Source organism: Lactiplantibacillus fabifermentans DSM 21115 (genome assembly GCF_000498955.2).
In the GTDB taxonomy this organism is placed as follows: Bacteria; Bacillota; Bacilli; order Lactobacillales; family Lactobacillaceae; genus Lactiplantibacillus; species Lactiplantibacillus fabifermentans.
This window is the reverse complement of sequence record NZ_AYGX02000155.1, coordinates 11,904-36,766: the sequence shown is the minus strand read 5'-3', so window position 1 is coordinate 36,766 and position 24,863 is coordinate 11,904. Positions and strand designations below refer to the sequence as shown.

General features: G+C 46.2%; 22 protein-coding genes. 20 read left to right on the top strand and 2 right to left on the bottom strand.

Translation table 11 applies throughout. The features are described 5' to 3' along the window. Positions 1 to 742: 742 nt before the first annotated feature. The 20 genes from DY78_RS12945 to DY78_RS12850 all read left to right on the top strand — a co-directional run bounded on the left by DY78_RS12945 (position 743) and on the right by DY78_RS12850 (position 22,529). Positions 743 to 1,660 carry a Ppx/GppA family phosphatase gene (locus DY78_RS12945; protein WP_024623963.1) on the top strand — a complete coding sequence of 306 codons (918 nt, stop codon included), beginning with the start codon at positions 743 to 745 and terminating at the stop codon, positions 1,658 to 1,660. A gap of 19 nt (positions 1,661 to 1,679) precedes the next feature. After that, positions 1,680 to 2,954 carry a hydroxymethylglutaryl-CoA reductase, degradative gene (locus tag DY78_RS12940; protein WP_024623962.1) on the top strand — a complete coding sequence of 425 codons (1,275 nt, stop codon included), beginning with the start codon at positions 1,680 to 1,682 and terminating at the stop codon, positions 2,952 to 2,954. Then, the gene (locus tag DY78_RS12935) at positions 2,947 to 3,906 is read left to right on the top strand and encodes a hypothetical protein (RefSeq protein ID WP_024623961.1); all 960 of its coding nucleotides are present in this window, start codon (positions 2,947 to 2,949) and stop codon (positions 3,904 to 3,906) included. Before DY78_RS12940 ends, DY78_RS12935 begins: the two co-directional genes overlap by 8 nt. Before the next feature lie 20 nt (positions 3,907 to 3,926). Next, the gene (locus tag DY78_RS12930; protein WP_024623960.1) at positions 3,927 to 4,625 is read left to right on the top strand and encodes an NAD-dependent protein deacylase; all 699 of its coding nucleotides are present in this window, start codon (positions 3,927 to 3,929) and stop codon (positions 4,623 to 4,625) included. 1 nt (position 4,626) lies between these two features. After that, entirely contained in the window at positions 4,627 to 5,469 is an 843-nt protein-coding gene (locus DY78_RS12925; RefSeq protein ID WP_024623959.1) for a DUF72 domain-containing protein, read from the top strand. Between the two features lie 101 nt (positions 5,470 to 5,570). After that, the gene (gene metG / locus DY78_RS12920) at positions 5,571 to 7,619 is read left to right on the top strand and encodes a methionine--tRNA ligase (RefSeq protein ID WP_024623958.1); all 2,049 of its coding nucleotides are present in this window, start codon (positions 5,571 to 5,573) and stop codon (positions 7,617 to 7,619) included. Between the two features lie 150 nt (positions 7,620 to 7,769). Beyond that, a complete protein-coding gene (locus DY78_RS12915) occupies positions 7,770 to 8,546 on the top strand; it encodes a TatD family hydrolase (protein ID WP_024623957.1) in 777 nt (258 codons plus the stop codon). After that, on the top strand, positions 8,533 to 9,093 hold the full coding sequence (gene rnmV / locus DY78_RS12910; RefSeq protein WP_024623956.1) for a ribonuclease M5: 561 nt from the start codon (positions 8,533 to 8,535) through the stop codon (positions 9,091 to 9,093). Before DY78_RS12915 ends, rnmV begins: the two co-directional genes overlap by 14 nt. 2 nt (positions 9,094 to 9,095) lie before the next feature. After that, positions 9,096 to 9,983: a 16S rRNA (adenine(1518)-N(6)/adenine(1519)-N(6))-dimethyltransferase RsmA gene (gene rsmA / locus DY78_RS12905; protein ID WP_024623955.1), complete on the top strand. Its 888-nt coding sequence runs from the start codon at positions 9,096 to 9,098 to the stop codon at positions 9,981 to 9,983. Positions 9,984 to 10,087: 104 nt separating this feature from the next. Then, on the top strand, positions 10,088 to 10,339 hold the full coding sequence (locus DY78_RS12900; protein WP_024623954.1) for a Veg family protein: 252 nt from the start codon (positions 10,088 to 10,090) through the stop codon (positions 10,337 to 10,339). Positions 10,340 to 10,470: 131 nt separating this feature from the next. After that, entirely contained in the window at positions 10,471 to 11,337 is an 867-nt protein-coding gene (gene ispE / locus DY78_RS12895; protein ID WP_024623953.1) for a 4-(cytidine 5'-diphospho)-2-C-methyl-D-erythritol kinase, read from the top strand. Between the two features lie 542 nt (positions 11,338 to 11,879). Further along, the gene (locus tag DY78_RS12890; protein WP_024623952.1) at positions 11,880 to 12,824 is read left to right on the top strand and encodes an alpha/beta hydrolase; all 945 of its coding nucleotides are present in this window, start codon (positions 11,880 to 11,882) and stop codon (positions 12,822 to 12,824) included. A gap of 14 nt (positions 12,825 to 12,838) precedes the next feature. Further along, positions 12,839 to 13,696: a glycosyltransferase family 8 protein gene (locus tag DY78_RS12885; protein ID WP_024623951.1), complete on the top strand. Its 858-nt coding sequence runs from the start codon at positions 12,839 to 12,841 to the stop codon at positions 13,694 to 13,696. A gap of 874 nt (positions 13,697 to 14,570) precedes the next feature. Next, positions 14,571 to 15,263, top strand: a complete 693-nt coding sequence (locus DY78_RS12880) for a metal ABC transporter ATP-binding protein (RefSeq protein WP_024623950.1) — start codon at positions 14,571 to 14,573, stop codon at positions 15,261 to 15,263. After that, complete coding sequence (locus DY78_RS12875) at positions 15,256 to 16,053, top strand: metal ABC transporter permease (protein WP_024623949.1); 798 nt, start codon at positions 15,256 to 15,258, stop codon at positions 16,051 to 16,053. The genes DY78_RS12880 and DY78_RS12875 overlap by 8 nt, the downstream gene beginning before the upstream one ends. 347 nt (positions 16,054 to 16,400) lie before the next feature. After that, entirely contained in the window at positions 16,401 to 17,237 is an 837-nt protein-coding gene (purR, locus tag DY78_RS12870; protein ID WP_024623948.1) for a pur operon repressor, read from the top strand. Positions 17,238 to 17,305: 68 nt separating this feature from the next. After that, the gene (gene glmU / locus DY78_RS12865) at positions 17,306 to 18,688 is read left to right on the top strand and encodes a bifunctional UDP-N-acetylglucosamine diphosphorylase/glucosamine-1-phosphate N-acetyltransferase GlmU (RefSeq protein ID WP_024623947.1); all 1,383 of its coding nucleotides are present in this window, start codon (positions 17,306 to 17,308) and stop codon (positions 18,686 to 18,688) included. Positions 18,689 to 19,230: 542 nt separating this feature from the next. Further along, positions 19,231 to 20,211 (top strand): ribose-phosphate diphosphokinase, encoded by a 981-nt coding sequence (locus tag DY78_RS12860; protein WP_024623946.1) that lies wholly within the window; start codon positions 19,231 to 19,233, stop codon positions 20,209 to 20,211. Positions 20,212 to 20,418: 207 nt separating this feature from the next. Further along, on the top strand, positions 20,419 to 21,441 hold the full coding sequence (locus DY78_RS12855) for a YdcF family protein (protein ID WP_024623945.1): 1,023 nt from the start codon (positions 20,419 to 20,421) through the stop codon (positions 21,439 to 21,441). Positions 21,442 to 21,524: 83 nt separating this feature from the next. Beyond that, the gene (locus DY78_RS12850; protein ID WP_024623944.1) at positions 21,525 to 22,529 is read left to right on the top strand and encodes a hypothetical protein; all 1,005 of its coding nucleotides are present in this window, start codon (positions 21,525 to 21,527) and stop codon (positions 22,527 to 22,529) included. Between the two features lie 164 nt (positions 22,530 to 22,693). Here the strand turns inward: DY78_RS12850 and yidA are convergent, their stop codons facing one another. Together yidA and DY78_RS12840 are read right to left on the bottom strand one after the other, a co-directional pair. Beyond that, positions 22,694 to 23,503, bottom strand: a complete 810-nt coding sequence (gene yidA, locus DY78_RS12845) for a sugar-phosphatase (protein ID WP_024623943.1) — start codon at positions 23,501 to 23,503, stop codon at positions 22,694 to 22,696. Between the two features lie 18 nt (positions 23,504 to 23,521). After that, on the bottom strand, positions 23,522 to 24,862 hold the full coding sequence (locus DY78_RS12840) for an HD domain-containing protein (RefSeq protein ID WP_024623942.1): 1,341 nt from the start codon (positions 24,860 to 24,862) through the stop codon (positions 23,522 to 23,524). Between the last annotated feature and the right edge of the window lies 1 nt (position 24,863).

Genomic DNA, 24,863 nt, shown 5'->3' with positions numbered 1-24,863 from the left:
AAGCTTGGCACAGTTCGCCAAGCTTCAAAGATGTCGGTGCTGTAAATGTCGGAAAAGCGCCGGCATTAACACCACTTGCACGGCAGCTTCCATTACCGCTGACGCCCAACTAAACTGATTTTTTAATATTAATGGCGCGACTACATTTTTGGTGGTCGCGTCATTTGTCTTGGTGGACAGTTTCGGATTGGATTTAACCAATTATGGTAATCGCAATGTTAGCAAATAGTATTCAATGTTGTTGGTGGTATAGCCCACCGAACTTACATCGATTTTGTGGAACTTGTGGTGGTTACCGTCTGAAAGTTAATTATGACGCATTGATATCAGCGGGTTAATCATTAGTTTGGTAGGTTAAGCCAAGTTATTGGCTATGAAAAATTGAATTTTACTTCCAGAGAACGTCCAGCTAAAAATCATAGCTGGGCGTTTTTTGAAATGATAACTATTTAGTCGGTCGGGACTAGGGGCGCCGCGGTGTCGCAATTATCGGTCGGTGGGCTGGCCGACTGATAATTGGGGCCGACTTTTGAGACTAGCGGTGGTTTTTTGCTAGGCTCAAAAGCGCCCTGGTGACCGCTTTTTGTCACCAGGTCTGCCCCACAGCGGCGCCCCTAGTCCCGACCGACGGCAAATATTTGCTTTATTCTCCTTATCGTAGGAAGCTAACGGCCGCGATGGCGGGGTATTAATGTTAAAATAACTGTATATAACCTCTAAAGGAAAAGTGAGCGTGGTGGCGATGAAAAATTTAGCAATTGTCGACTTAGGATCTAACTCAGCGCGGATGGCGGTTAATCGCCTGCACGCCAATGGTACGGCTACCGAAATCAAGCGGGTCAAAGAAGATACCCGTTTGTCAGAAGGCATGGGCACGGCCCATGTTTTACAGCCAGCCGCCATTGAACGGACCATCAAAGCATTACAGAACTTCCGAAAATTATATGAACGGATGCCTAATACTGATGTGATTGGGATTACTACCGCGGCAGTGCGGATGGCGAAGAATCAAAAAGAATTCCTCGCCCGCGTTCACAATGAAGTCGGTTTGGACCTCAAAGTGTTATCCGGAGACGACGAAGCGTACTACGATTATTTAGGCGTGGCGAATTCCTTAGTCATTAACGATTGCTTAATTTTAGATACGGGTGGCGCTAGTTGCGAACTGATTTTAGTTAAAGGTGGGCGCGAACAACAATTGATCAGCGTTCCCTTTGGCGCGGTGACCTTATCTGAACAATTTGAACTCGATGATGTGGTACCATCGGCGAACTTGTTTCGCGCGCAGATGTTTTTGCGTAACCGCTTAGCCGATATTTGGTGGTTGAGTGAAGCGTTACATTATCCCATCATTTTATTAGGGGGCGCCAATCGCACCTTAGCGCGTGTTAATCGGCGCCGACAACAAAAGCTAAAGGTTGAAGATATTCACGGCTACCGACTGAAAACGGAGACCGTTTTTCATACGTTCTTAGACTTCTTAACTCGCTCGCGGCAAGGTCGCCAAGATATTTCGGGGATGGAATATGACCGCGCTGATATTATCGTCGGTGGCATGTTGCCATTAGTGACGCTATTACAAATGCTCGACAGTGACCGCGTGATTTTTTCTGAGAGCGGCGTTCGCGAAGGCATTATTTCTGAACATTTACAGCACTAATACAGAATAGGATGATTATATGACGGCTGATTTTCGCCATTTTTATCAAAAAGATTGGGCTGAACGCACGGCGATTGTTGCGGAACAAGCACAGTTAACGCCAACTGAACAAGCGTTGTTCAAAAAGTATTACGTGCCGGCCCATCATGAAATTATTGAAAACTATTTGACCGACTATCCATTGCCGATGGGCTTAGCGGTGAACTTTGTCATCGACGGGCAGACGCAAATTATTCCGATGGTGACCGAAGAACCGTCCGTGATTGCGGCCGCCAGCAACGGTGCGAAAATTGTTAAACGCGCCGGTGGGTTTACGACCGTCTTAAATCAGCGCCAAATGGTCGGTCAAATCGTGTTGGAACATTTAACGGATGTCGATGCAACCGCCGCGGTCATTGAACAACACCGCGCGACATTACTCCAAGTGGCTGACAATGCCCATCCGAGTTTGAAAAAACGCGGTGGCGGCGCGCGGTCATTACGGACCCGTAACCTCGGTAACGGCTACTTATCCATTGACCTCTTTGTCGACGTGCAAGCGGCGATGGGGGCCAATATGCTAAATAGCATGTTAGAGGCGGTGGCTAAGTCCATTGGTGTGTTAACCAAGACCAATGCGTTGATGAGCATTCTGTCGAATTATGCGACGGCGAGCTTGGTCAAAGCCACTTGCATCATTCCGGTCAGCTTATTACAAGCCGGGCGTTATTCCGGGGCGTTAGTCGCCCAAAAGATTGCGTCGGCTAGTGAAGTGGCCCAAATCGACCCTTATCGTGCGGCGACCCATAACAAAGGTATTATGAACGGGATTGATGCGGTCGCGATTGCCACGGGGAACGATTGGCGCGCTATTGAAAGTGGCGCGCACGCTTACGCTGCTAAAGACGGCCATTATCGTGGCTTGAGCACGTGGACGACTGATGGCACGACCTTAAGTGGTCAGTTAGAATTACCCATGCCGGTTGGGATTGTGGGCGGCTCGATTAAGATCAATGAACTCGCCCAATTAAATCAACGGTTATTAAAATTTGAAACGGCCGGCGACCTGGCGCGGATTATTGCCGCCGAAGGGTTAGCCCAAAACTTAGCGGCGTTACGCGCACTGGTGACGACCGGGATTCAACAAGGCCACATGCACTTACAATTAAAATCATTGGCGTTAGCGGCCGGGGCGACCCCCACGGAATTGCCGCTCGTTTTACAACGCCTCGAACAAGCACCCCAACAAGACTTAGCGACGACGCAAAAATTAATTGCGGATTTACGTCAAACAAAGGAAGAGACCGATGACTGAAACGAAATTAAATGACACTGTAACTGGCTTATTAGCCACTGCCAATAGTTTATATCCAGGCAACATTACCGTTAGCTTTGGGGATGCTAAAGCCGGCTATGTCCGCCATGACCAAGCCCAGCAACGGATGCAAAATGGCGATATTGATATTCATGTGAGTGATATTACCGCCCCCAGCTACACGGCTTCTCATGAAATGTTGCACTTATTATTGTTACTCCAAGGATTTCCACAGATCACGTTTAATTTGACGACCCGTGATGACCGCTTGGATGAACAATTGATGGCGATTGCGATGGAACTCTACGATATGGTTGGCCACGTTTTAGTTGTGCGGAAGCAACGGGAACATGGCTTGATTGATGACCAGATTGAAGATTTGTACTTCAAGAGTGTCGCGGCCACGATTGAACCAGAAGACCCTGACCAACAAGATGCGATGATGACATTGCGGTTGTTGACGTTGACGGACTTGTTAGTGTTCTTTGGTGGGGACTTAACGCCGGCCCGTTTATCACAAGTACAAACGACTTATCCGGTCGCCTTTAAAGCGGCGCAAGCTTTATATGACGTGATTGCGGCCAAAGCGGTTGACACACCGTTTGCGATGCGGCGGACGATTGTGAAGTTGTTCAAAGCATTTGATGACCAGATGACCGCATGGCAATTACCGTTGTTACATGGCACAGAATTTGTGACGGTGCAAAACGTGTTCAGTGAACGCCAATTGCGGTTGGAAGTGCGCCAATTATTTGATGTCTTTCATTCAGATATGTTAGATAAGAACAAACACACGCGGGCCTATATCGGTCTGAACAAAGGGGATCGGCAAAATGCCTTTGTGATTCCAGCGCCCGCGCAAAAAGACAGCGATGCCTTTTTCAAAGAAATTTACGGTAAAACAGTCAAAGACTTATTTGCTGAATTAGATGTGCCGTATACATTGCGGTAAGTTTTAAGGAGGGATGGCGCATGGCAAATCCTGCGCAACAACGGTTACAAACCGCGCAAAACATTGTATTTATGACCGGCGCCGGCGTGTCGACGCCGTCCGGAATTCCTGACTATCGGTCGAAAAATGGCTTATATACCGGACATCATAATGCGGAGTATTATTTGAGCCATGCGTTTTTACAAGCAGACCCGACTGGTTTTTATGACTATTTAAAACAGAATTTATATTATCCAGAAGCGCAACCAAACGTGATCCACGAAAAGATGGCGGCCTTGACCCAACAAGGGCGCGCGAGTGTCATTACTCAAAATATTGATAATTTATATCGGGTGGCGGACACGAAAAATTTGGTCGAGTTTCACGGCAATTTATACGAAGTGTATTGCACCGAATGTGGCGCGACCGTTGATTGGCAAACATACTTGCAGTCGCCATATCACGCTAAAGACCACGGCTATTTGCGGCCGAATGTCGTGTTGTATGACGAAGGGATTGCCACGGCCAATGTCGAGCGCGCCATTCAATATTTACAACGCGCGGACTTAGTTGTGATTTGTGGGACATCGTTTCGAGTTTATCCATTTGCCGGCTTGATCGACTACCGCAATCCGCAAGCTACGGTGATGGCGATCAATGAAGAAAGGCTGAACTTGCCGTTTGACTTTGAGATGGTCCAACAAAATGCGGTCAACTTTTTTGAAGGGGTGACAGTTTGAGATGATTACGATTGGCTTAACCACTTGGACTGAGCATCCAAGCTTACTTGGTGGTACTGACAAATTGACTTTAACGGAATATTCCGGCGTCTTGCCGGTCGTTGAAGTGGATACCCCGTTTTACGGAATTCCCAAGGTCAGTACAGTTGCCAAGTGGCAAAAAGAAGTGCCCGCCAAGTTTCAATTTATTTTAAAAGCGAACCAAACGATGACGTTGCACGATACGTATGAAGAAGGGGTATCGATGGAGGCCTTGAAGACGGCGTATCGCCAATATCGGGCCATGTTAAAACCATTGACCCAGCATCATCAGTTAAAGGCCGTCTTGTTTCAATTTCCGCCATTTTTTGAGCGTTCCACGCGTAATTTCCATTATTTACAACGGATGGTTGAATGGCTGCCAGGGGTGCCGATTGCGGTTGAATTTCGGAATCCGAGTTGGTATGAACCGGGGGTCAAAGATGCGGTGTTCGACTTCTTGCGCGACCTCGGCGTGGTGCATGTAATTGTTGATGAACCGCACGCCATGCCCGATGGGATCGGCTTTGAACCGGTCGTCACTAGTGACCAATTAGCGATTTTACGGCTGCACGGTCGGAACCAAAAAGGTTGGTCGGCCAAGGGTAAAGATTGGCGTGGGCAACGGACCTTGTATCGATACAGCGATGCGGAGTTAGCAGAATTTCAACAGACGATTACGCAATTGCAGACGAAAACTAACGAAGTCTGTGTAATCTTTAATAATAATTCTGGCGGCGATGCGGCGGGCAATGCCTTGGCCTTAAAGACATTGCTAGGGATTTCGTTTGGCGACCTTGGACCGCAACAACTCGATTTATTCTAACCGTTTTCTAAGGGCCAACGAAGTATGATACAATAAAAAAGAATCTAACTAAAATGTTGATATAAGCGAATTTATAAACATGTTTGAAGGGAATTAAAGTCATGGCAGACACAAAACCAACTTATTATATTACCACGCCGATTTACTATCCTTCGGGGAAGTTACACATCGGGAACTCTTACACCACGATTGCGTGTGATACCTTAGCACGTTACAAACGCGCGATGGGTTACGATGTCTTTTTCTTGACTGGGACCGATGAACACGGCTTGAAGATTGAAGAAAAAGCAGAAAAACTGAACACTGATCCGAAGAGCTATGTCGATGGCATGGCCAAACAAATCAAAGAATTATGGCAGTTGTTGGAAATTTCGAATGACAAGTTTATTCGGACGACCGATGATTATCATGAAAAAGCCGTTCAAGAAATCTTTGAACGTTTACTTAAAAAAGGCGACATTTATTTAGGCGATTACGAAGGCTGGTACTCGGTTGATGATGAAGAATACTTCACTGAAACCCAATTAGCTGAAGTTTATCGCGACGATAACGGCAAGGTCATTGGTGGGAAAGCTCCTAGTGGTCATGAAGTTGAACTCGTTAAGGAACAATCATACTTCTTTAAGATGAGTAAGTATGCGGACTGGTTGTTAGATTATTACCAAACGCATCCAAACTTCATCCAACCGGCTAACCGGATGAACGAAATGATTAATAACTTCATCAAGCCCGGCTTGGAAGATTTGGCCGTTTCACGGACGAGCTTTACTTGGGGCGTGCCCGTTAAGAGTAATCCTAAACACGTCGTTTATGTGTGGCTCGATGCTTTGATCAACTATATCACCGCTTTAGGCTATGCCGGCGATGACGAAAGCTTGTTCAATAAGTATTGGCCCGCCGACGTGCAAATGGTTGGGAAAGAAATCGTGCGTTTCCATACGATTTACTGGCCAATTATTTTACACGCCTTAGACTTGCCATTACCAAAGACGGTCTTCGGTCACGGTTGGTTATTAATGAGTGACGACAAGATGTCGAAATCGAAGGGGAATGTTATTTACCCCGAAACGATTGTGGAACGTTACGGCTTAGATGCGTTACGTTACTACTTAGTCAAGGCAATGCCTTATGGTAACGATGGTTCATTTACACCAGAAGACTTCGTGGCTCGGGTCAACTATGATTTAGCCAACGACCTCGGTAACTTGTTGAACCGGACCGTTGCGATGATTAACAAGTATGAAAATGGTCAGTTACCTGAATTCAAGTCCGGGGTGACGGAATTTGACGCTGACTTAGAAGCCACCGCGGCGGACACCATTAAGGCTTACAACGCGGACATGGACAAGTTACACTTGTCAGATGCGTTAAGCGAAATTTGGAAGCTCGTTAGTCGGACGAACAAGTACATCGACGAAACCGCCCCTTGGCAATTAGCGAAGAGCGACGACGCTGCGGACGCTGACAAGTTAGCTAGCGTTATGGCCCACTTAGCAGCGAGCTTGCGGGTAATTGCTAGTTTGATTAGTCCTGTAATGACCCATGCGCCCAAGGAAATCTTTACGCAATTAGGGTTACCAGTGGATAGCTTGTCATTAATCGACTTACAAATGAGCGATTTACCGGCTGGCAAGCAAGTCGTTGCCAAAGGGACGCCAATCTTCCCACGGGTTGATATGGACGAAGAAATCGAATTTTTGAAGAGCAAAATGACGAAGTCGGACAAGAAGAAGGGCCGGGCTGCCATGGAAGCTGCTAAGCATGAAGCGGAAGTTGAAACCGACTGGGACCCTGCCCAGGTTGAACTCAACTTAACTAAAGACGAAATCAAGATTGATGATTTTGATAAAGTCGAATTAAAAGTTGCTGAAATCATCGCGGTTCAAAAAGTGAAGGGTGCCGATAAACTCTTACAATTCCGTTTGGATGCCGGTGACGCTGATCATCGCCAAATCCTTTCGGGGATTGCCAAGTGGTATCCTGAACCAGAAGAATTGATTGGCAAGAAAGTAATCATCGTTGGTAACTTGAAACCACGGAAGATGCGTGGCGAAATGAGCCAAGGCATGTTACTCTCAGCTGAACATGATGGCGAAGTTCAATTGATTACTGTACCAGATAATATGGTTAATGGGTCATTGATTTCGTAATTTAAAACTGAAAAAGTCGGTCGTAGTCATTGTGATTACGACCGACTTTTTAGGTTGAATGGTTTATTTTTGAACCGGTTTGATGATATAGTTAAAAGGATATGGCAACAGGTGCTTAATGATTATTGAACTTTGAAAGGGGTCGTAATCGTGCGGATTTTTGATTCTCATACACATTTGAACAGTGAAGAATTTATTAATGACGTCCCGAAATATTTACAACAAGCTAAGGACTTAGATGTCGTTCGGATGGCGATTGTGGGTTCTAATACGCAATTGAATGCCGATGCTATCAAGTTAGCGGAAACGTATCCGGAATTAGTCGCCATCGTGGGTTGGCATCCGGAAGATTCGAAAAATTATAATGCAGCAACTGAAAAATTATTGATTGAACAACTCCAAAAACCAAAAGTCGTGGCTTTAGGCGAAATTGGTCTCGACTATCATTGGGATACGTCGCCACAAGATACCCAACGGCAAGTCTTTGCGCGCCAAGTGGCGATTGCTAAAGACATGGGGCTACCAATTTCGGTGCATAACCGTGATGCGTTTGAAGATACTTACAAGATCTTGAAAGCGGCCGATATCCGTGATACCGGTGGCGTCATGCACAGTTTTAACGGCGACCCCGAATGGTTGAAACGATTCTTGGACTTAGGTATGCACATCTCATACAGCGGCGTGGCGTCCTTTAAGCACGCTGATGAGGTCCATGAATCAGTCAAACAAACGCCGGCTGACGTGTTGATGGTCGAAACGGACGCTCCTTATTTGACGCCTGAACCTTATCGTGGCAAGCAAAATGAACCGGCCTTTACGCACTATGTCGTTGACGCGGTCGCCAAACTCCGCGAAACGACCCCGGCAGCCATTGCGGCCCAAACTTATCAAAATGCGAAGGACTTATTTAAGATTGAAGAAGATTAAAGAAGTAATCGTCGTGGAAGGCAAAGATGACACTAAGCGCTTGGCGTTAGCGGTCGATGCCGATACGATTGAAACGAACGGCTCGGCGGTCTCTAAAGAGACTGTTGCCCAAATTAAACAGCTACAAGCAACTCGCGGGGTGATCGTGTTTACCGACCCGGACTTCTCCGGTGAACGGATTCGCAAGATCATTTCGGCGGCGGTCCCGGGCGTTAAGCACGCGTTCTTGCCCCGTAAAGCTGGCGTCCCGACCAAAGCGGGTGGCAGCTTAGGTGTGGAACATGCCAGCCCCGCTGCCATTCAAACGGCGTTAGCGCACTTGTATACGGAACAAACGGATGAACCCGCGACGTTAATCACGACCGGAGATTTAATTAAAGCCGGTTTGTTAGCTGGTCCCGCCGCCCGGCAACGGCGCGAACGGTTAGGTGAACTATTAAAGATTGGCTATGTGAACGGTAAGCAATTACCGAAACGCCTACAACTATTTCAAATTCAGCCGGCTGATTTTTGGCAGGCCATTGACCAATTAGACACAGAGGAGTAACGATGAGTAAAGATATTGATATTGCAAACCCCGCCCGCACTAAGGCGATTATGAATTCATACGGCTTACAAGTCAAAAAGAGCTTGGGCCAAAACTTTTTAACGGACCAAAACGTGTTACACAACATTGTTTTCACGGCCGATATTAGCCAAGAAGATAACGTCATTGAAATTGGCCCTGGGATTGGCGCGTTAACAGAATATTTAGCCCGCGCCGCCCATCAAGTGATGGCTTTTGAAATCGATGATCGCTTATTGCCGATTTTAGATGAAACGTTGTATGACTATGATAATGTTGAAATAATCAATCAAGATATTTTGAAAGCGGACTTGCCCGCGATGGTCAAGGAACACTTGGATGTTGACCGCCCGTTAAAATTAGTGGCTAACTTGCCCTACTATATTACGACGCCCATCTTGATGAGCTTGTTAGCGGGTAGTGTGAAGTTCGAAAACATCGTCGTCATGATGCAAAAAGAAGTGGCGGACCGTTTAGCGGCAGAACCCGGCACGAAAGCATACGGCGCTTTGACGATTGCCGTGCAATATCGGATGGCCGCCGAAATGGCGATGGTCGTACCGCGGACGGTCTTTGTTCCCGCCCCCAATGTGGATTCGGCCATCGTGAAGTTGACGGCCTTGCCATCCCGGACGCACGTGCCATTTGACGAAGCGGCTTTCTTTAAAGTGGTCAAAGCTGGTTTTGCCCACCGCCGGAAAAATCTTTGGAATAATTTACAAAGTTTATTCGGTAAATTACCTGAAACGAAAACGGCCATTCAAAGTGCTTTGGACGCCGCTGAAATTGACCCGAAAATTCGGGCCGAACGCTTGACAGTGGACGAGTTCATTACCTTGACGGATGCCTTACACGGAGCGGAATTAATCTGAAATTGGTCTGCTAATAAAATTGTTGCACATTAGAAAACCTTGTGATATAATATTGACTTTTTTGTGAAAACCGAGTATAGTTATTTCATCGAGGAGGATTCTTAATGCCAATTTCACTAGCAGCAATTAAAGATAAGCTTGACTCTCGGATCGGCCAACGGATGAAAGTCGTTGCCCAAGCCGGTCGGAAGAAAACAACTGAACGTCATGGGACGTTAAAAGAAACTTACCGTTCAGTGTTTGTTGTGGATTTAGACCAACAAGAAAACTCGTTTGAACGAGTTTCATATAGTTACACGGATGTGTTAACTAAGAACGTTCAAATCGCCTTTGAAGACGAAACAACTGAAGCTTAATTCGCGGCACGCGAATTCTCAATATTAAGACCCCCAGCAAGGTCTTTTTATTTTGCCCTGATATTAGTATAATTGTATCAAAGTACACCAACGACCCAAGTTTATCGCGGTCATAGAAGAGGGTGAGACGCGTGCAGATCGTGGAAAAAGCACCAGCAAAAATCAATCTGGGGCTCGATACCTTGTTTGAACATCAAAACGGGGATAAAGAATGGAATATGGTGATGACTTCGGTCGATCTGGCTGATTATGTTCAGATTGAAACGTTGTCCACCAATAAAATCGAAGTTGCGACCGATAGTGGGTTTTTACCCAATGACCGGCGGAACCTCGCTTTTCAAGCCGTCAGTATTTTAAAACGTGAATATCATATCAATACTGGGGTGCGCATTAAAATCAAAAAAGCCATCCCAGTTGCCGCCGGGTTAGGTGGCGGCTCCTCAGATGCCGCTGCCGTGTTACGGGGACTCAATCGGATGTGGGAGCTCAATTTAGACTTGGCCACCTTAGCCAAGCTCGGCTTACAAATTGACTCCGATGTACCGTATTGTGTTTACAGTCAAACGGCCCATGTTACGGGTAAAGGTGAAATTGTGACGCCCTTGCCGAAATTGCCACCGATGTGGATTGTGTTAGCGAAACCGAAAGTCAGCGTTTCAACGCCGAATATTTTACGGCAAGTCGATTATCGGGAACTGAACACGCACCCTAATATTGATGGGTTATTAGCCGGGATTGCGTCGCAAACGCCCACGGCTATTTTCGAAAATATGGGGAACGTCTTAGAACCGATTACGGCCAAGCGTTATCCCGAAATTACCCAAATTAAACAACAGTTACTCACATTTGGCGCCGACGCGGCCCAAATGAGCGGTTCCGGCCCGACGGTTTTCGGCGTCTGCCGCAAACAATCGCGCGCCCAACGGGTTTACAATTCTCTCAAAGGGTTCTGCCGCGAAGTCTATCTGGTCCGGCCAGTCAATCTAACGGATCGTTAATCAAACTGGTAACCTGGTACGGACTACTAATCTTTAGTAGTGCGTACTTTTTTATTGGGGTGGTTAGGCAGTGGTAGCGGTGCTTGCCGCCTGCCGGTTGGTCCCGCCGATGCTGGAACGTGGTGGGCACGACTTTGAGCCGAAAACCACGTCTCAAAGCTCGGCCTTGCACTAGGCGAGCCCAAAACACTCGCCAAGTGCAATTTCACCACTGAGCATCGGCGGGACCGCCCTCTCGGCTAAACGAGGTATCAATTGTTTGATTTGAATAAATAATTGATTAGTTGGGCAAGGATTACGCCCCGTTAGTTGTGGGAGAAGGGGTAAGATACTCAGCTGCTAAATTTAAGGTATCAGCACCTCGGCCAAGTTCAACTGGTGAGGTCGTGCTTTGGCTTACAATGGTTGGCATGTTTTAGTGTTTTGTCAGTTCGCAGGTAGGTGGCAAATAACAACAAGTTAAGAAAATTGAAATGAAAATGGTTAATTATGCACAAATGGTGGTAGGTATGGTTAAATTAAAGTGAAATGAGGTGGGTTTGATGAAGCAATCAACAAAATTAGGCTTGAAATTAGCCGGGGTCGTGGGGGCGACGACGTATGCCGGGTCCCTAATGGGTGGCATGGTGGCGTATAACTTTGCCATGCACGTGAGCGATGAACAAAAACGCCATGGCCAAGATTTGTCACGGTCAGAAAATACTGAAATTGAAAACTTTTGGTATGAAAAACAACCCAAGCAACAATGGTTAATGCAAACTTTTGACGGCCTGAACTTGGTTGCGACATATATTCCCAACCAACACCATGTCGGTCGCTTGGCGATCTTAGCGCATGGCTTAGGGCATTCACGCGAGCAAATGGTACCGTATGCGCGGATTTTTATGAGTTTAGGCTATGATGTTTTGATGCCGGATGCCCGCGCATTTGGTGATTCTGAAGGTCATACGATTGGGTATGGTTGGCTCGATCGCCTGGACTATGAACGCTGGGTGGCAATGGCCTTAAATCAGCTTGGTGACGATATTGACATCGTAATGATGGGGATTTCGATGGGCGCGGCGACGGTCATGGCGACTAGTGGCGAACCCTTGCCAGATAATGTTAAAGCCATTATTGAAGACAGTGGCTATGCGAATTTATATGATGAAGCGAAGTTCCGTTTGAGTCATAAATTCCATCTGCCGATTTATCCAATCATGCCGATGGCCAACCGGATTGCGCGCAATAATGCTGGCTATGCTTTTAGCGATGGCGAAATTTTACAACAAGTCAAAGTGGGCGGCTTACCAATCTTAATGATTCACGGGACACGTGACCAAACGGTGCCCGTTCGCAATGCGCACTTATTGTATGAACAACTCCCACAACAAAAGGGCTTATATATTGATACGGATGCCGGGCATGTTCAGGCGATTCGCACGCATCCCGACCGCTACCAAGCGGTGGTTAACGAATTTTTAACTGAACAAGTTGGGTTAAACTAAGCGGAGGTGTCGAGATGGCTGATGAAATGAATGTGTTAGTCACGCTGAATGCCGGCTATTTACCGCCGTTAAAAGTCATGTTGTGGTCGTTACATGCAAACAATCCGGCTGAAAAAATTCATTTGTGGCTCGTGCATGCCGAGATGACTCCGGCCGAAGTCGCGAGTGTCGAACAACTGACGACGGCGTTTGGCTGGGACTTGAGTAATGTGAAAGTGACACCAGATTTTGTGGCGCAAACGCCGCTGATTGAGCGTTATCCCCAAGAAATGTATTTTCGTTTGTTATGTGGCCAAATCTTACCAGCCACGGTCCATCGTGTGATTTATTTAGACCCGGATATTGTGGTGATTAATGAGATTCGACCATTATGGGAATTGGACTTAGGTGGCAAGATGCTGGCGGCCGCCGTTCATCGTGGTGTGACGAACTTAGTCGATAGCGTGAACAAGATTCGCTTAGGGACGACTACGAGTTACTTTAATTCTGGCGTATTAGTCATTGACGTTGACCAGGCGCGGGAAAAAATCAACGCTGAAGATATTACGGCGACGATTGAAAAATATAGCGATTTGTTAATTTTACCAGACCAGGATATTCTGAATTTCTTATACGGTAACGATATTTTAGAGATTGACGAAGAAGTCTGGAATTATGATACGCGTAAGTATTTGATCTACCAGACGCGTAATTTGACCCAACATGATATTCACTGGGTCATGCAACATACGGTATTGCTCCACTATTGTGGGACGCCGAAACCGTGGGATGCAAGCAGTGATAGCAAATTTACGAGTTTATTTTTGAACTATCAACAACAAGTTGACCGCTTTGTCGCGGCCGCTGAACCGGTAGAAGAAGTTGAATCGTAGGGCATGTTTGACGGCTGATTTTAGCCGTCTTTTTTTTGACTGTTTTTCTTCGTTGCAACGTGCCGCCTGGAGTTTGTTTCAATGTTGTTGGGGCTGAAATTGCCGCTGCCAGCTGACCGTAATTCCAGCCGCCATGGGGACCGGTCCAAGCCTGAGAAGCGGTCTTGAACCTCGCTTTTGAGCCTGAAACCCGAGTCTCAAAAGGCGTCCGTAGTGTAGACGGGATATAGCCCAATCCCGTTAACGCCACCTGCATGGCGGCTTCCATTACGGTCAGCTGGCAGCTAGATTGCTTTTTTGATAATAATGGTGCCACGCTAATTTAGTAGGTTTCATTGCAACTGACTCACAACTGAATTGTGCTTACAATCAGTAAAATGGAATACTATTTGGTTGTGATTACGAAAATCGCGTCCAATTATTGGTGTCGTTAATCTTACTTTGTTTGGTACTATCAGTAATAGTGGTTGTTATTTACATAGTTTTCAAAATTGTAGTTTTTTGATTGTTTGAAAAATGCCTTTGTAATGTCAGAGTTGGGCTTTTCCTAGTTATATAGTTGAAACGCGGCACCCCCGATAGCACCGGCCACCTAGCTACGTCACGGTCATCACATGGGAAAGCCCCCCATGCAATGCCCATGGCTAAAGCTTTCCTAGTTATATAGTTGTAACGCGGCACCCCCGGCAGCGCCCTCCGCTTAGCTACGCAAGTGACATTAAACGGAAAGGGCACCGCCTAATGTCACTTGCTAGGCTATGCTCGGGAGCTAAACGCCGGGGGTGCCACTCTACTATTGACAAATAATCGAATTCAGGTAAACTAAAACAGTAATCATTACTATTTACCATAAGAGAGAGACGGGGGCAAAAATATGACGGAACCCTTAATTGCCGTTGAGCACTTGGGGATCGCGTTTCCCAATAACCAAGTTTTTGAGGATTTGAATTTTAAGATTGATCGTGGCGACTTTGTCACGGTCATCGGTGAAAACGGGGTTGGAAAAACAACTTTGATTCGGGCCTTGCTCGGCATGTTGAAACCAACTTCTGGTCAGATTAAGTATTTTCCGAATAAAAAGGCCACTAAGATTGGCTATGTCCCACAATTTCGGAATTTGGACCAAGAATATCCATTAACGATTGAAGATTTTGTCGGTTTGAACGTGCATGGCTGGCTACCATGGTTGACGAAAGCTGAACACCAACAAGTGCGGACGGCTATGGCAGTGACCAATGTGAAAAAAATCGCCCAACGACCATTAGGGATGGCGTCCGGGGGCGAAAAGCAACGGGCGTACTTGGCCCAAGCGATTGTTGAACAACCGAAACTGTTGATTTTGGATGAATCAACGGCCAGTTTAGATAATGAAATGAAATATGAATTGTTAGATTTAGTTCAGAATTTGAACCAAACTAGTGATATTACCGTCTTCTTTGTGACCCATGATTTACCATTGGCGAAAAAATATGCGAAACATTATTTGGCATTACGCCCAGGGGAGCAACAGTTTGGCGACATGGCAGACATGTCGATTGAACAACTGAAGGAGGTAACCAATGTTTAGTTTAGCGTTTATGCAAAACGCCTATTTAGCAGGGACGTTTATTGCTATTATTTGTGGGACGATTGGCGTGTTTGTCATTGCCCGGAACTTATCCTTCTTGACGCATACGTTGTCTGAAATCGGGTTTGCTGGGGCCGCCTTTGGAATTTTCATGGGCTGGACCGCTTTGAGCGGGATGTTGATTTTTACCGTTATTAGTTCCGTAATTGTCGGTCAAATGAGTGTCAAACAATCCCGGCGTGAAGCCTCAATTTCAGCAATTTCAGCTTTGTTTATCGGACTTGGGATTTTATTCCTATCGCTGTCTAACCAAACTTCGAGTTACGCGACGAGCATTTTGTTTGGGAGTGTCATTGGGATTGCCCATGCCGACGTGATTCGTGTGGCCGTATTGTCCGGGATTGTTTTACTGGTGATGCTCGGGTTATATCGACCGTTGAAGTTTGATTCGTTCGATGCGATTGGCGCCAAAGTCAGTGGACTCTGGACCACGGCGATTTCGGTGGTGTTCTTAGTGTTAGTGGCGATGAGTGTCAGTGTTGCCGCTCAAATTGTTGGGTCATTGTTGATTTTTATCTTATTGACGTTGCCGGCTGCGGCCGCTCGCTATTTCGTGCATACGGTTAGCAAGATGATTGGGTTATCAATCATCTTTGCGTTGATTGGTGTTTGGCTCGGGTTGTACTTGAGTTATGTGACCAATTTACCGGTCAGTTTCTTTATTGCTTCAATTGAATGTTTGTTTTATTTTGCAGCGCTGGGTTTCCAACGGTTACGAGTTGGGGCTTAGGTCGGTTGATTGCCTTGGAACTTTGGTTCTAGGGCTTTTTTTGTGGCCGAAACGTGGTCAGGTCGGCAGTGACCTCCGCTTAGCTACGTTATCACCCTTATCCGGAAACCCCACCGAATAAGGGTGATAACTAGGCTATGCTCGGTCACTACCCGCCGACCTGACCACTCTAAATTAATTGTTCTCAATTTACCCCATAATTTCCCGTCAATTCAAAAAAATAGCAGTAAATGTTAAGAAATTCCGATTGTTTACTAAAAATATAGCAAAAAGCTACCTAATTTCCGAACGTTTGTGTTATCATTTTGCATGGACTTTAAAAAGATGAATTAGGTTGAGGTGGAAAGATGAAAGTACGCAGAGGCGAACGATTGATTGATGAGACGCGCTATTTGTTGGAACGTCCCCATACGTTAGTATCACTAACTTTTTTTGCGGAACGTTATGAATCAGCGAAGTCTTCAATCAGTGAAGATTTAACGATTTTGAAAAAGGTATTCCAAGTACGCGGAACGGGGATTTTGGAAACGATTCCGGGCGCCGCTGGTGGGACGCGCTTCATTCCTTACATTTTAAAAGAAGAAGCACAAACCTTTATTGATGAAATGACAGCTAAAGTGGCCGATGGTAGCCGGGTGTTACCTGGGGGCTACGTTTATTTGTCAGATATTTTGGGCCAACCAGAAATTTTACGCCAAGTGGGTCGGGTGATTGCCACGCAATACTTGAACCAACAAATTGATGCCGTCATGACGGTGGCCACTAAAGGGATTCCGATTGCGCAAAGCGTCGCGACTTACTTGAACGTGCCATTCGTGATTGTGCGCAATGACTCCAAAATTACCGAAGGTTCGACCGTTAGTGTTAACTACGTGTCCGGTTCTTCAGAACGCATCAAAAAAATGGAATTATCGAAACGTAGCCTGAGTGAAGGCGCCAACGTATTAATCGTTGACGACTTCATGAAGGGCGGCGGCACGATCAACGGGATGAAGACGTTGATTGAAGAATTTGATGCGAATTTAGTGGGCATCACTGTCTTTGCGGAAGCTGCTTTTGCCGGTAACCGCTTGATTGACGATTACACGTCATTATTGACGGTCACTAGTGTCAATGACAGCGAAAAAGACATCAAAGTGGTACCCGGCAATTACTTAGAAAAGGTGTTTGGCGCCGAAGACTAAGTAACTGTGTCAACCATCCGAAACTTTGGTATGATTGACTTATCTGAAGACTAAGGAGAAAATTTGTAATGACAACCAAAAATGCAATCATCATGGCCGCTGGTAAAGGGACCCGGATGAAATCCAAGTTAGTCAAAGTGCTGCATAAAGTTTGCGGCAAGTCGATGGTCGACCATGTGTTGACCCAAGTTGAAGCAACTTCGATGGATAACATCGTGACCATTGTTGGTCATGGTGCCAAAGACGTTGAAGCAGCTTTAGGTGACCGGACCAAGTATGCTGAACAAACTGAACAACTCGGTACGGGCCACGCCGTCTTACAAGCTGAACCACTTTTAAAGGATGCTGACGGCATGACGTTAATCGTCAGTGGTGATACGCCATTATTCCGCGAAGAAACTTTCCAAGAATTATTTGAATATCATCAAGCTAAAGGGGCTGCGGGGACGGTTTTGACGTCCGAAGCACCCGATCCTCAAGGCTATGGTCGCGTGGTGCGTAACCATCTAGGGATTGTTGAAAAAATTGTTGAACAAAAAGATGCTTCGAAAGAAGAACAAGAAATCCATGAAATCAACACGGGTGTTTATTGTTTCGACAATCAAAAATTATTCGCGGCGTTACATCAAGTCACGAATGACAATGCGCAAGGCGAATACTATTTAACTGATGTCATTCAAATTATGAAAGACCAAGGTGACGTGGTAGCGGCTTATCGGATGTCTGATTTTGATGAATCCATGGGCGTTAATACGCGTTCCGCATTGGCTCAAGCAACGAAAGTGATGCAAAAGCGCATCAACGAAGCACACATGGCCAATGGGGTTTCCATCATTAATCCAGAAGATACTTATATCGATGCTGGCGTTAAAATTGGGGCCGACACGATTATCGAACCTGGTGTTTTGATTAAAGGTAATACGACGATTGGTGAAGATTGCTTAATTGGTGCTCATTCTGAAATCCATGACATGACGATTGAAGACCGGGTAACGGTCACGTCATCATTCTTAGAAGATTCCATCATGCATGCTGACAGCAACATCGGCCCATACAGTCATTTACGGCCCCAAGCTGAAATTGGCGAACACGTTCACTTAGGTAACTTTGTGGAAGTTAAAAAAGCTAAAATCGGTAACCGGACTAAAGTTGGCCATTTGACTTACGTTGGCGATGCCACGTTAGGCGAAGATATCAACGTTGGTTGTGGGGTCGTCTTCATCAATTATGATGGTGTCAACAAGCACCACACGAATGTCGGCAACTCCGCTTTCATCGGCAGCAATTCCAACATTATTGCGCCAGTGGAAGTCGCTGACCATTCCTTCATCGCAGCGGGTTCAACCATCACCGACGATGTAAACTTCCACGACATGGCAATTGCCCGTTCACGGCAAACGAATAAGCCAGATTTTTGGAAGAGATTGCCACACGAACCGGAAAATATGTAAAAAACAGAGCGTGAACCAAAGCGGGTTGAGAGTGAGCATTGCCTAGCCAAGCGGTTAATGCGGTTTGTGCATTGGCCGATTGGCGTAGCAAGCACAGCTCTCAGCTTTGGTTCACGCGTTTCGGCAAGTTAGCAGAGTAATGATTAATCCCTATACAATGCTAATTAGAATTGTGGCTGAGTAGCATAGCAAGTCATGAAAATCAGTGTTAAATTGAACTTACAAAAGCAAACGTTTCTGAACACTAAAAAGACTCGTAACTGCCAACAAGTGGTTGCGAGTCTTTTTGCATACTAAATGTAAGTATTCACGAACAATCTGGCAGCGCTACCAAGTTCACCCGGGTTTTTCGCCATTTTTTCCGAATATTAACGAATTAGCAACTCACGAAACTTTAATATATTGGTTTTGAGCCCGTTAAAAACCCGAAATACCCGCCTCCATCCCAGTCTGACGCAATTTGACCCTTACAAGGGGGCTTGATTTTCAAGGGTAAAATGCCTATTATTTAGTAAGTAATAAATTTTCGAATGGAGGAAATTATGTCAGAACAGTATTTTGATCCAAAGTTAAAGATTTTTGCTTTGAATTCAAATAAACCATTGGCAGAAAAGATTGCTGAAGCCGTTGGGGTTAAATTAGGTAAGACTTCAGTTGATCGCTTTAGTGATGGCGAAATTCGCATTAACATTGAAGAAAGTATTCGTGGGGATCAAGTTTACATTATTCAATCAACGTCAGCACCCGTTAACGATAACTTAATGGAATTGTTGATTATGATTGATGCCTTACGGCGCGCTAGTGCTAAGACCATTAACGTGGTTATTCCTTATTATGGGTATGCGCGGCAAGACCGTAAAGCCCGTTCACGGGAACCAATCACTGCTAAGTTAGTTGCTAACATGCTCGAAACAGCCGGTGCAACTCGGATTTTAGCATTGGACTTACATGCCGCTCAAATCCAAGGCTTCTTCGATATTCCATTGGACCACTTGATGGGTGCGCCACTGTTGGCTGACTACTTCCTCACACACCACTTAGATGAAAACGCCGTTGTCGTTTCACCTGACCATGGTGGGGTTACCCGGGCTCGTAAATTAGCTGAATTCTTGAAGGCCCCAATTGCCATCATCGACAAGCGTCGTCCACGCGCCAACGTGGCTGAAGTGATGAACATCATCGGTGATGTTAAGGGCAAACGGGCCATCATGATTGATGACATGATTGATACGGCTGGGACGATTACCTTAGGGGCCCAAGCCTTGATGGATGCCGGTGCAACTGAAGTTTACGCAAGTTGTACTCATCCAGTACTTTCTGGTCCAGCGATTGAACGGATTGAAAAGTCACCAATTAAGAAATTAGTTGTGACCGACTCGATTGAATTACCAGCTGAAAAACAAATCGCTAAGATTGAACAAGTTTCAGTTGGCCAATTAATGGGTCAAGCAATCAAGTTCATTCATGAAAACAAACCAGTTAGTCCATTATTTAAGAACCGTTTCCACAACGAAGAAAACTAAATACTTAACTGTAACCGTTCAGTTGGCTTGCCAACTGAACGGCTTTTTTTAGCGTGATGTCGTTCAACTTGAACGCTTATTCCAAAAAGTAGTGATTGCCTTAGTTGGCGGAAAGCAAAACGGAACATCCGCAATAAAAGTCGAATTACTGCATTACCAACTGATAATGATTACAATAGAGATAGAGTAGTTGAAGGGGGTGACTAAATGGATTGGTTTTATTGGGGCAGTTTGGCCCTTGTGAGTGCCGTCACGTTACAGTTAACCGACCGACGCCGGTGGCTGACCGGGCATTTGTTATTGCTAGCAGTAATCTTGTTAGGAGTGGCCGGCTACCAAGCCTTTAGCGCCCAAGCGAGTGCGCTGTGGGAGTTTATCTTCGTCGGCGTCAAATTAGTGGTTAACGTGCTGTTACCGTTAGTGGTCCTGTTTGTGGCGATTAGCTTTGTGCGCTACAGTTACCGGCTGATTCGTAAGGAAGGCTGGCATCTGCATTATAGTTTGTTGGCCATCGTCGGCGTTTTGCTCGTCGCGATGTTAGTTTTAGCGGCATTAAATATTTGGTCGTGGCACCTGAATTGGCTATGGGAATTGTTAGGGTTAGCTTTACTACTGACGGGCTTTTTCATCTTCAGTTTTATCGGTTATTTGGTGGCGTGGGTGACGACCCGAATGGGACCACGGCAGCCCATCGATGCCATTGTTGTGCTCGGAGCGGGCTTGATGCCCGATGGTCGGCCAACCCGGACGTTGAGTTACCGGTTGAAAGCGGCGGCTAAGCTATATCATCAACAACGGGTTAAAACGCACCAGCCGCTAACCATCGTCGTTTCTGGTGGTCAAGGTGCCGATGAGGTAATGGCTGAGAGTACCGCCATGCGCCAATATTTAGTGGCGATTGGCGTACCTCGTGAAGCCATTGTGGAAGAGAATCAGTCGACTTCCACGGCGGAAAATTTAAAGCTTTCGCACGCGGTGTTAGTCAAGCGGTTGCCACGTTACCGGGCGGTGATGGTCACCAGCGATTATCACGTGTTACGCGCCAATTTATTAGCGCGCCGGTTACGGTTAAATATGTACGGCAGTGGCGCCCGGACCCCGTGGTATTACGCGCCGTTTGCCATCTTCCGCGAGTACTTGGCGCTGATTGTCATGTACCGCTGGTCGAACTTGACGGCTGTGATACTATTAAGCTTATTATATGGCGCTTGGTTGGTAAGGTTAATTTAAGTTGAAGTAATGCCCACGATTAAATGCGTTAATTTTTTTAGGTTAATGTTATAATGGGTGAAGTTAAAAGGGAGGGATTTGCCGTGGATCATGCACATCGACCGCATTTTGGGCTGATAGTGATCATCCTATTCGGACTAGTCACCTTGACAGGCTGTGCGAAAAGTACGGACGCGACATCGGCTGACACGAGTCAAACGACCTCGTCAGCTAGCGATGCCGGAACAGTTTTAACCAAGGCCGATCAACAGATTTCGCACCAGAAAATAGCTGCGGCGCAAGCCACACTCGCGACGGTCAAAACGCCGAGTGCCGCCGTTAAGAATTTAGCAACGGGCTTAAAATATTATGAACGGGCCGCGGATGCGTTGGCGAAAAACCAACTCAGCGCTGCCAAAGGTTACTTTACCACGCTCATGAATTATCAAGGCACGACTGACGCAACGTTTATCGCTGCGCGGACCAAATTGGACCATCAATATCAACAAGTAAAAGTAGCGAATGGTTATTATAATACTGCACGTGATGAGTTAAGCATGCACGAGTTGAGTTCAGCTAAGCGTAATATTGATAAGTTGGACAATATGAGTGCGGTACATCCCGTCATCAAACAGTTACAGCAAAAAGCGTTAAGTATGAAACAAGCGATTATGAACTATGAAGCGTCGCAATCGACCAGTACGGGTAGTACTAGCTCGACGGTGACGAGCACGAGTTCGTCTAGCAGTGATAGCACGAGTACGACGAAAACAAATAGCACTAGCAGTAGTAGTGTCGACAGCAGTAGTAGTTCAGCGAGTTCAGATTCAACGGCGACGAGTTCGGCAACGAGCACTAGCAATAGTAGCAGTAGTTCGTTGACGGATGCGCAAGCGTTGAAACAATTCAAGCAGAGCGCTGGGATTACGTTTGCGAGTGGTGACCAATTTGAAATTACGAGTCGAACGAGTTCGTATTATCAAATTAAAGTGACTTATGCGACTAGTTCTTCCGATGACAGCGATACGAGTACTTCGGACACGTATCGGTATTATCCAACCAGTGGCAATGTCACAACTGAAGATCCCACCACTGGTGATTTTGAATAGTAAGTGATGCAAGTAGTCTGACCGCGATGTTGGGCTACTTTTTTTGTTCAACTGAACAAGCGGGTACCCGCGTGGCCGGTGACTGTTCAGATTAACGGTTGGTTGCCAAAAACGCCCGAACTAACTGATGTTTACGAGTTAGTTCGGGCGTTTTGAAATAGGGCTTATACTAAAGCCCAAGTGGTAATCGCATGGGCGACACCGTCTTCACGGTTCGTCTTAGTTTCGTATTTAGCAGCGGCCTTGATGGCAGGAATGGCATTGCCCATGGCCACACTGTGCGTGGCGTATTCAATCATGGTCAAGTCGTTGCCTTGGTCACCAATCGCCATAACTTCATCGGCGGTTAAGTTCAGTTGTTCAGCTAAAACTTTCAAGGTCCGACCTTTGCTAGCTTGCTTGTTCATGAGTTCTAAGAAGTAAGCTTCGGACTGCACAATGTAGAAACGGTCGTGGAACGCTGCGGGAACTTGTGGAATGGCGGCGCCTAATTTATCAGGAGTATCGATAAACATACACTTGACGATGGGCAAGTCGGCCGGCATTTCTTCGGGTGTCCGGTAACGAATCGGCATCCGTACGAGGGCACTTTCACCGACCGTGTAAGGACTGATATTACGGTTGGCTGTATAAATGTGGTCTTCGCTCTCGGCATGACAGTGAATATTGAGCTTGCGACTCAAGGCTTCAATGTCGATATAGTCGTCATGGGTCAACGTCAAGCTCGTCATAATCTGGCCAGAAACGGTTTGCGCCATGGCACCGTTAAAGGTCACCACGTATTCGTCGTCGCCGCTAATACCGAGTTGGTCTAAGAATGGCGCCACACCACTGAGCGGTCGGCCAGTACATAAGACGACTTTGATGCCTTGATCGCGCGCCGCGTGAATCGCGGCGATGGTCGCAGGATTGAGTTGACTATGTTCGTTTAACAGCGTGCCATCCATATCAATGGCGATTAATTTGATTGCCATAAAAAATATTCCTCCAAATTATAAAATCAAACGGTCGTTTTGAATGTGTGCTTGAAAGGCTTGGTTGACGTCATTGAATAAATCAATTTGGTCACTGAGCATCTCTTTTGGGAAGAAGAAGCGGCGGTCGCCGGAAACTTTCCCGGTAATGGCACGAACGAGGTCACTAACCGTCGATAACTCAACGAGTGAGCCGTCTTCTTGCATTAATTCAATTTGGGTCCGCGGCTTTTTCATTTTTGGGTCATACGCATCGTACGGCAAGTCGTAACTGTCGTTAGTGGCAGTGTAGTAATGACTGTCAAAGCCAGCTTGTTCAATGAGTTGTTGTAATTTTGGCAACAACGATTGGGTCTGTTCGGTCAGCCGCGCAGATTTCAACGGACGGCGGTCCAAGAAGCGGGTCGCTAAATCGGCTAAAATCTGGTCCTTGCTGTCACGCCAATGATTGAAGTACGTATCCAGCACACCGTCATCTAAGCGCAAATAATCGTGTAACGTAAAGTCATTATTGAAAAACGGCAATAACATGTGCGGCGTGGCTTCGGCGTTAATACTGTGATTTTGGTATAACTCGTTAGCGCGTTCAAGCAAGTGGTCCAAGATAACTTCCATCGACCGTGAAACGGGATGGAAATAAACTTGCATGTACATCTGGAAACGACTGACGATGTAATCTTCGACGGCGTGCATGCCTTCCATCGCGAAGGTGATGCCACCTTGATACGGCTTCATGACCCGTAAAATCCGGGTCAAATCAAAATTACCGTAGTCCGTCCCGGTGTAATAAGAGTCGCGTAATAAGTAATCCATTCGGTCGGCGTCGATTTGACTAGAAATCATTTGGACGACTTGTGGATTCGGGTACGTTTTTTGAATAACAGCGGCGACTTGGCTCGGAAATTCTGGTGAAACTTGCCGTAACACTTGATTGACTTCGGTATCTGGTGAGGTCAAAATTTGAACGGTCAAAGCTTCGTGGTCGGTGTGAAAGATGTGTTCAAAGGTATGTGAATAAGGGCCGTGGCCGATGTCGTGTAATAACGCGGCACACAAGGCTACTAGCCGTTCGTGGTCATCCCAACCACCATCGCCGGGCGTTTTGCTCGGATAGTTCCGTGCAAACATGTCACAGATGCGCCGCGTGATTTCGTATACGCCTAAGCAGTGGCCAAACCGGGAATGTTCGGCCCCGTGAAATGTTAACGAAGTCGTCCCGAGTTGTTTGATGCGTCGGAGTCGTTGGAATTCCGAAGTGTTGATTAAATCTAAAATGATTTTATGTTGAATATAAACGTAGTCATGGACTGGGTCACGTAAGACTTTTTCCATGGGTAAAAGTTGGTCACCGTATGACAAA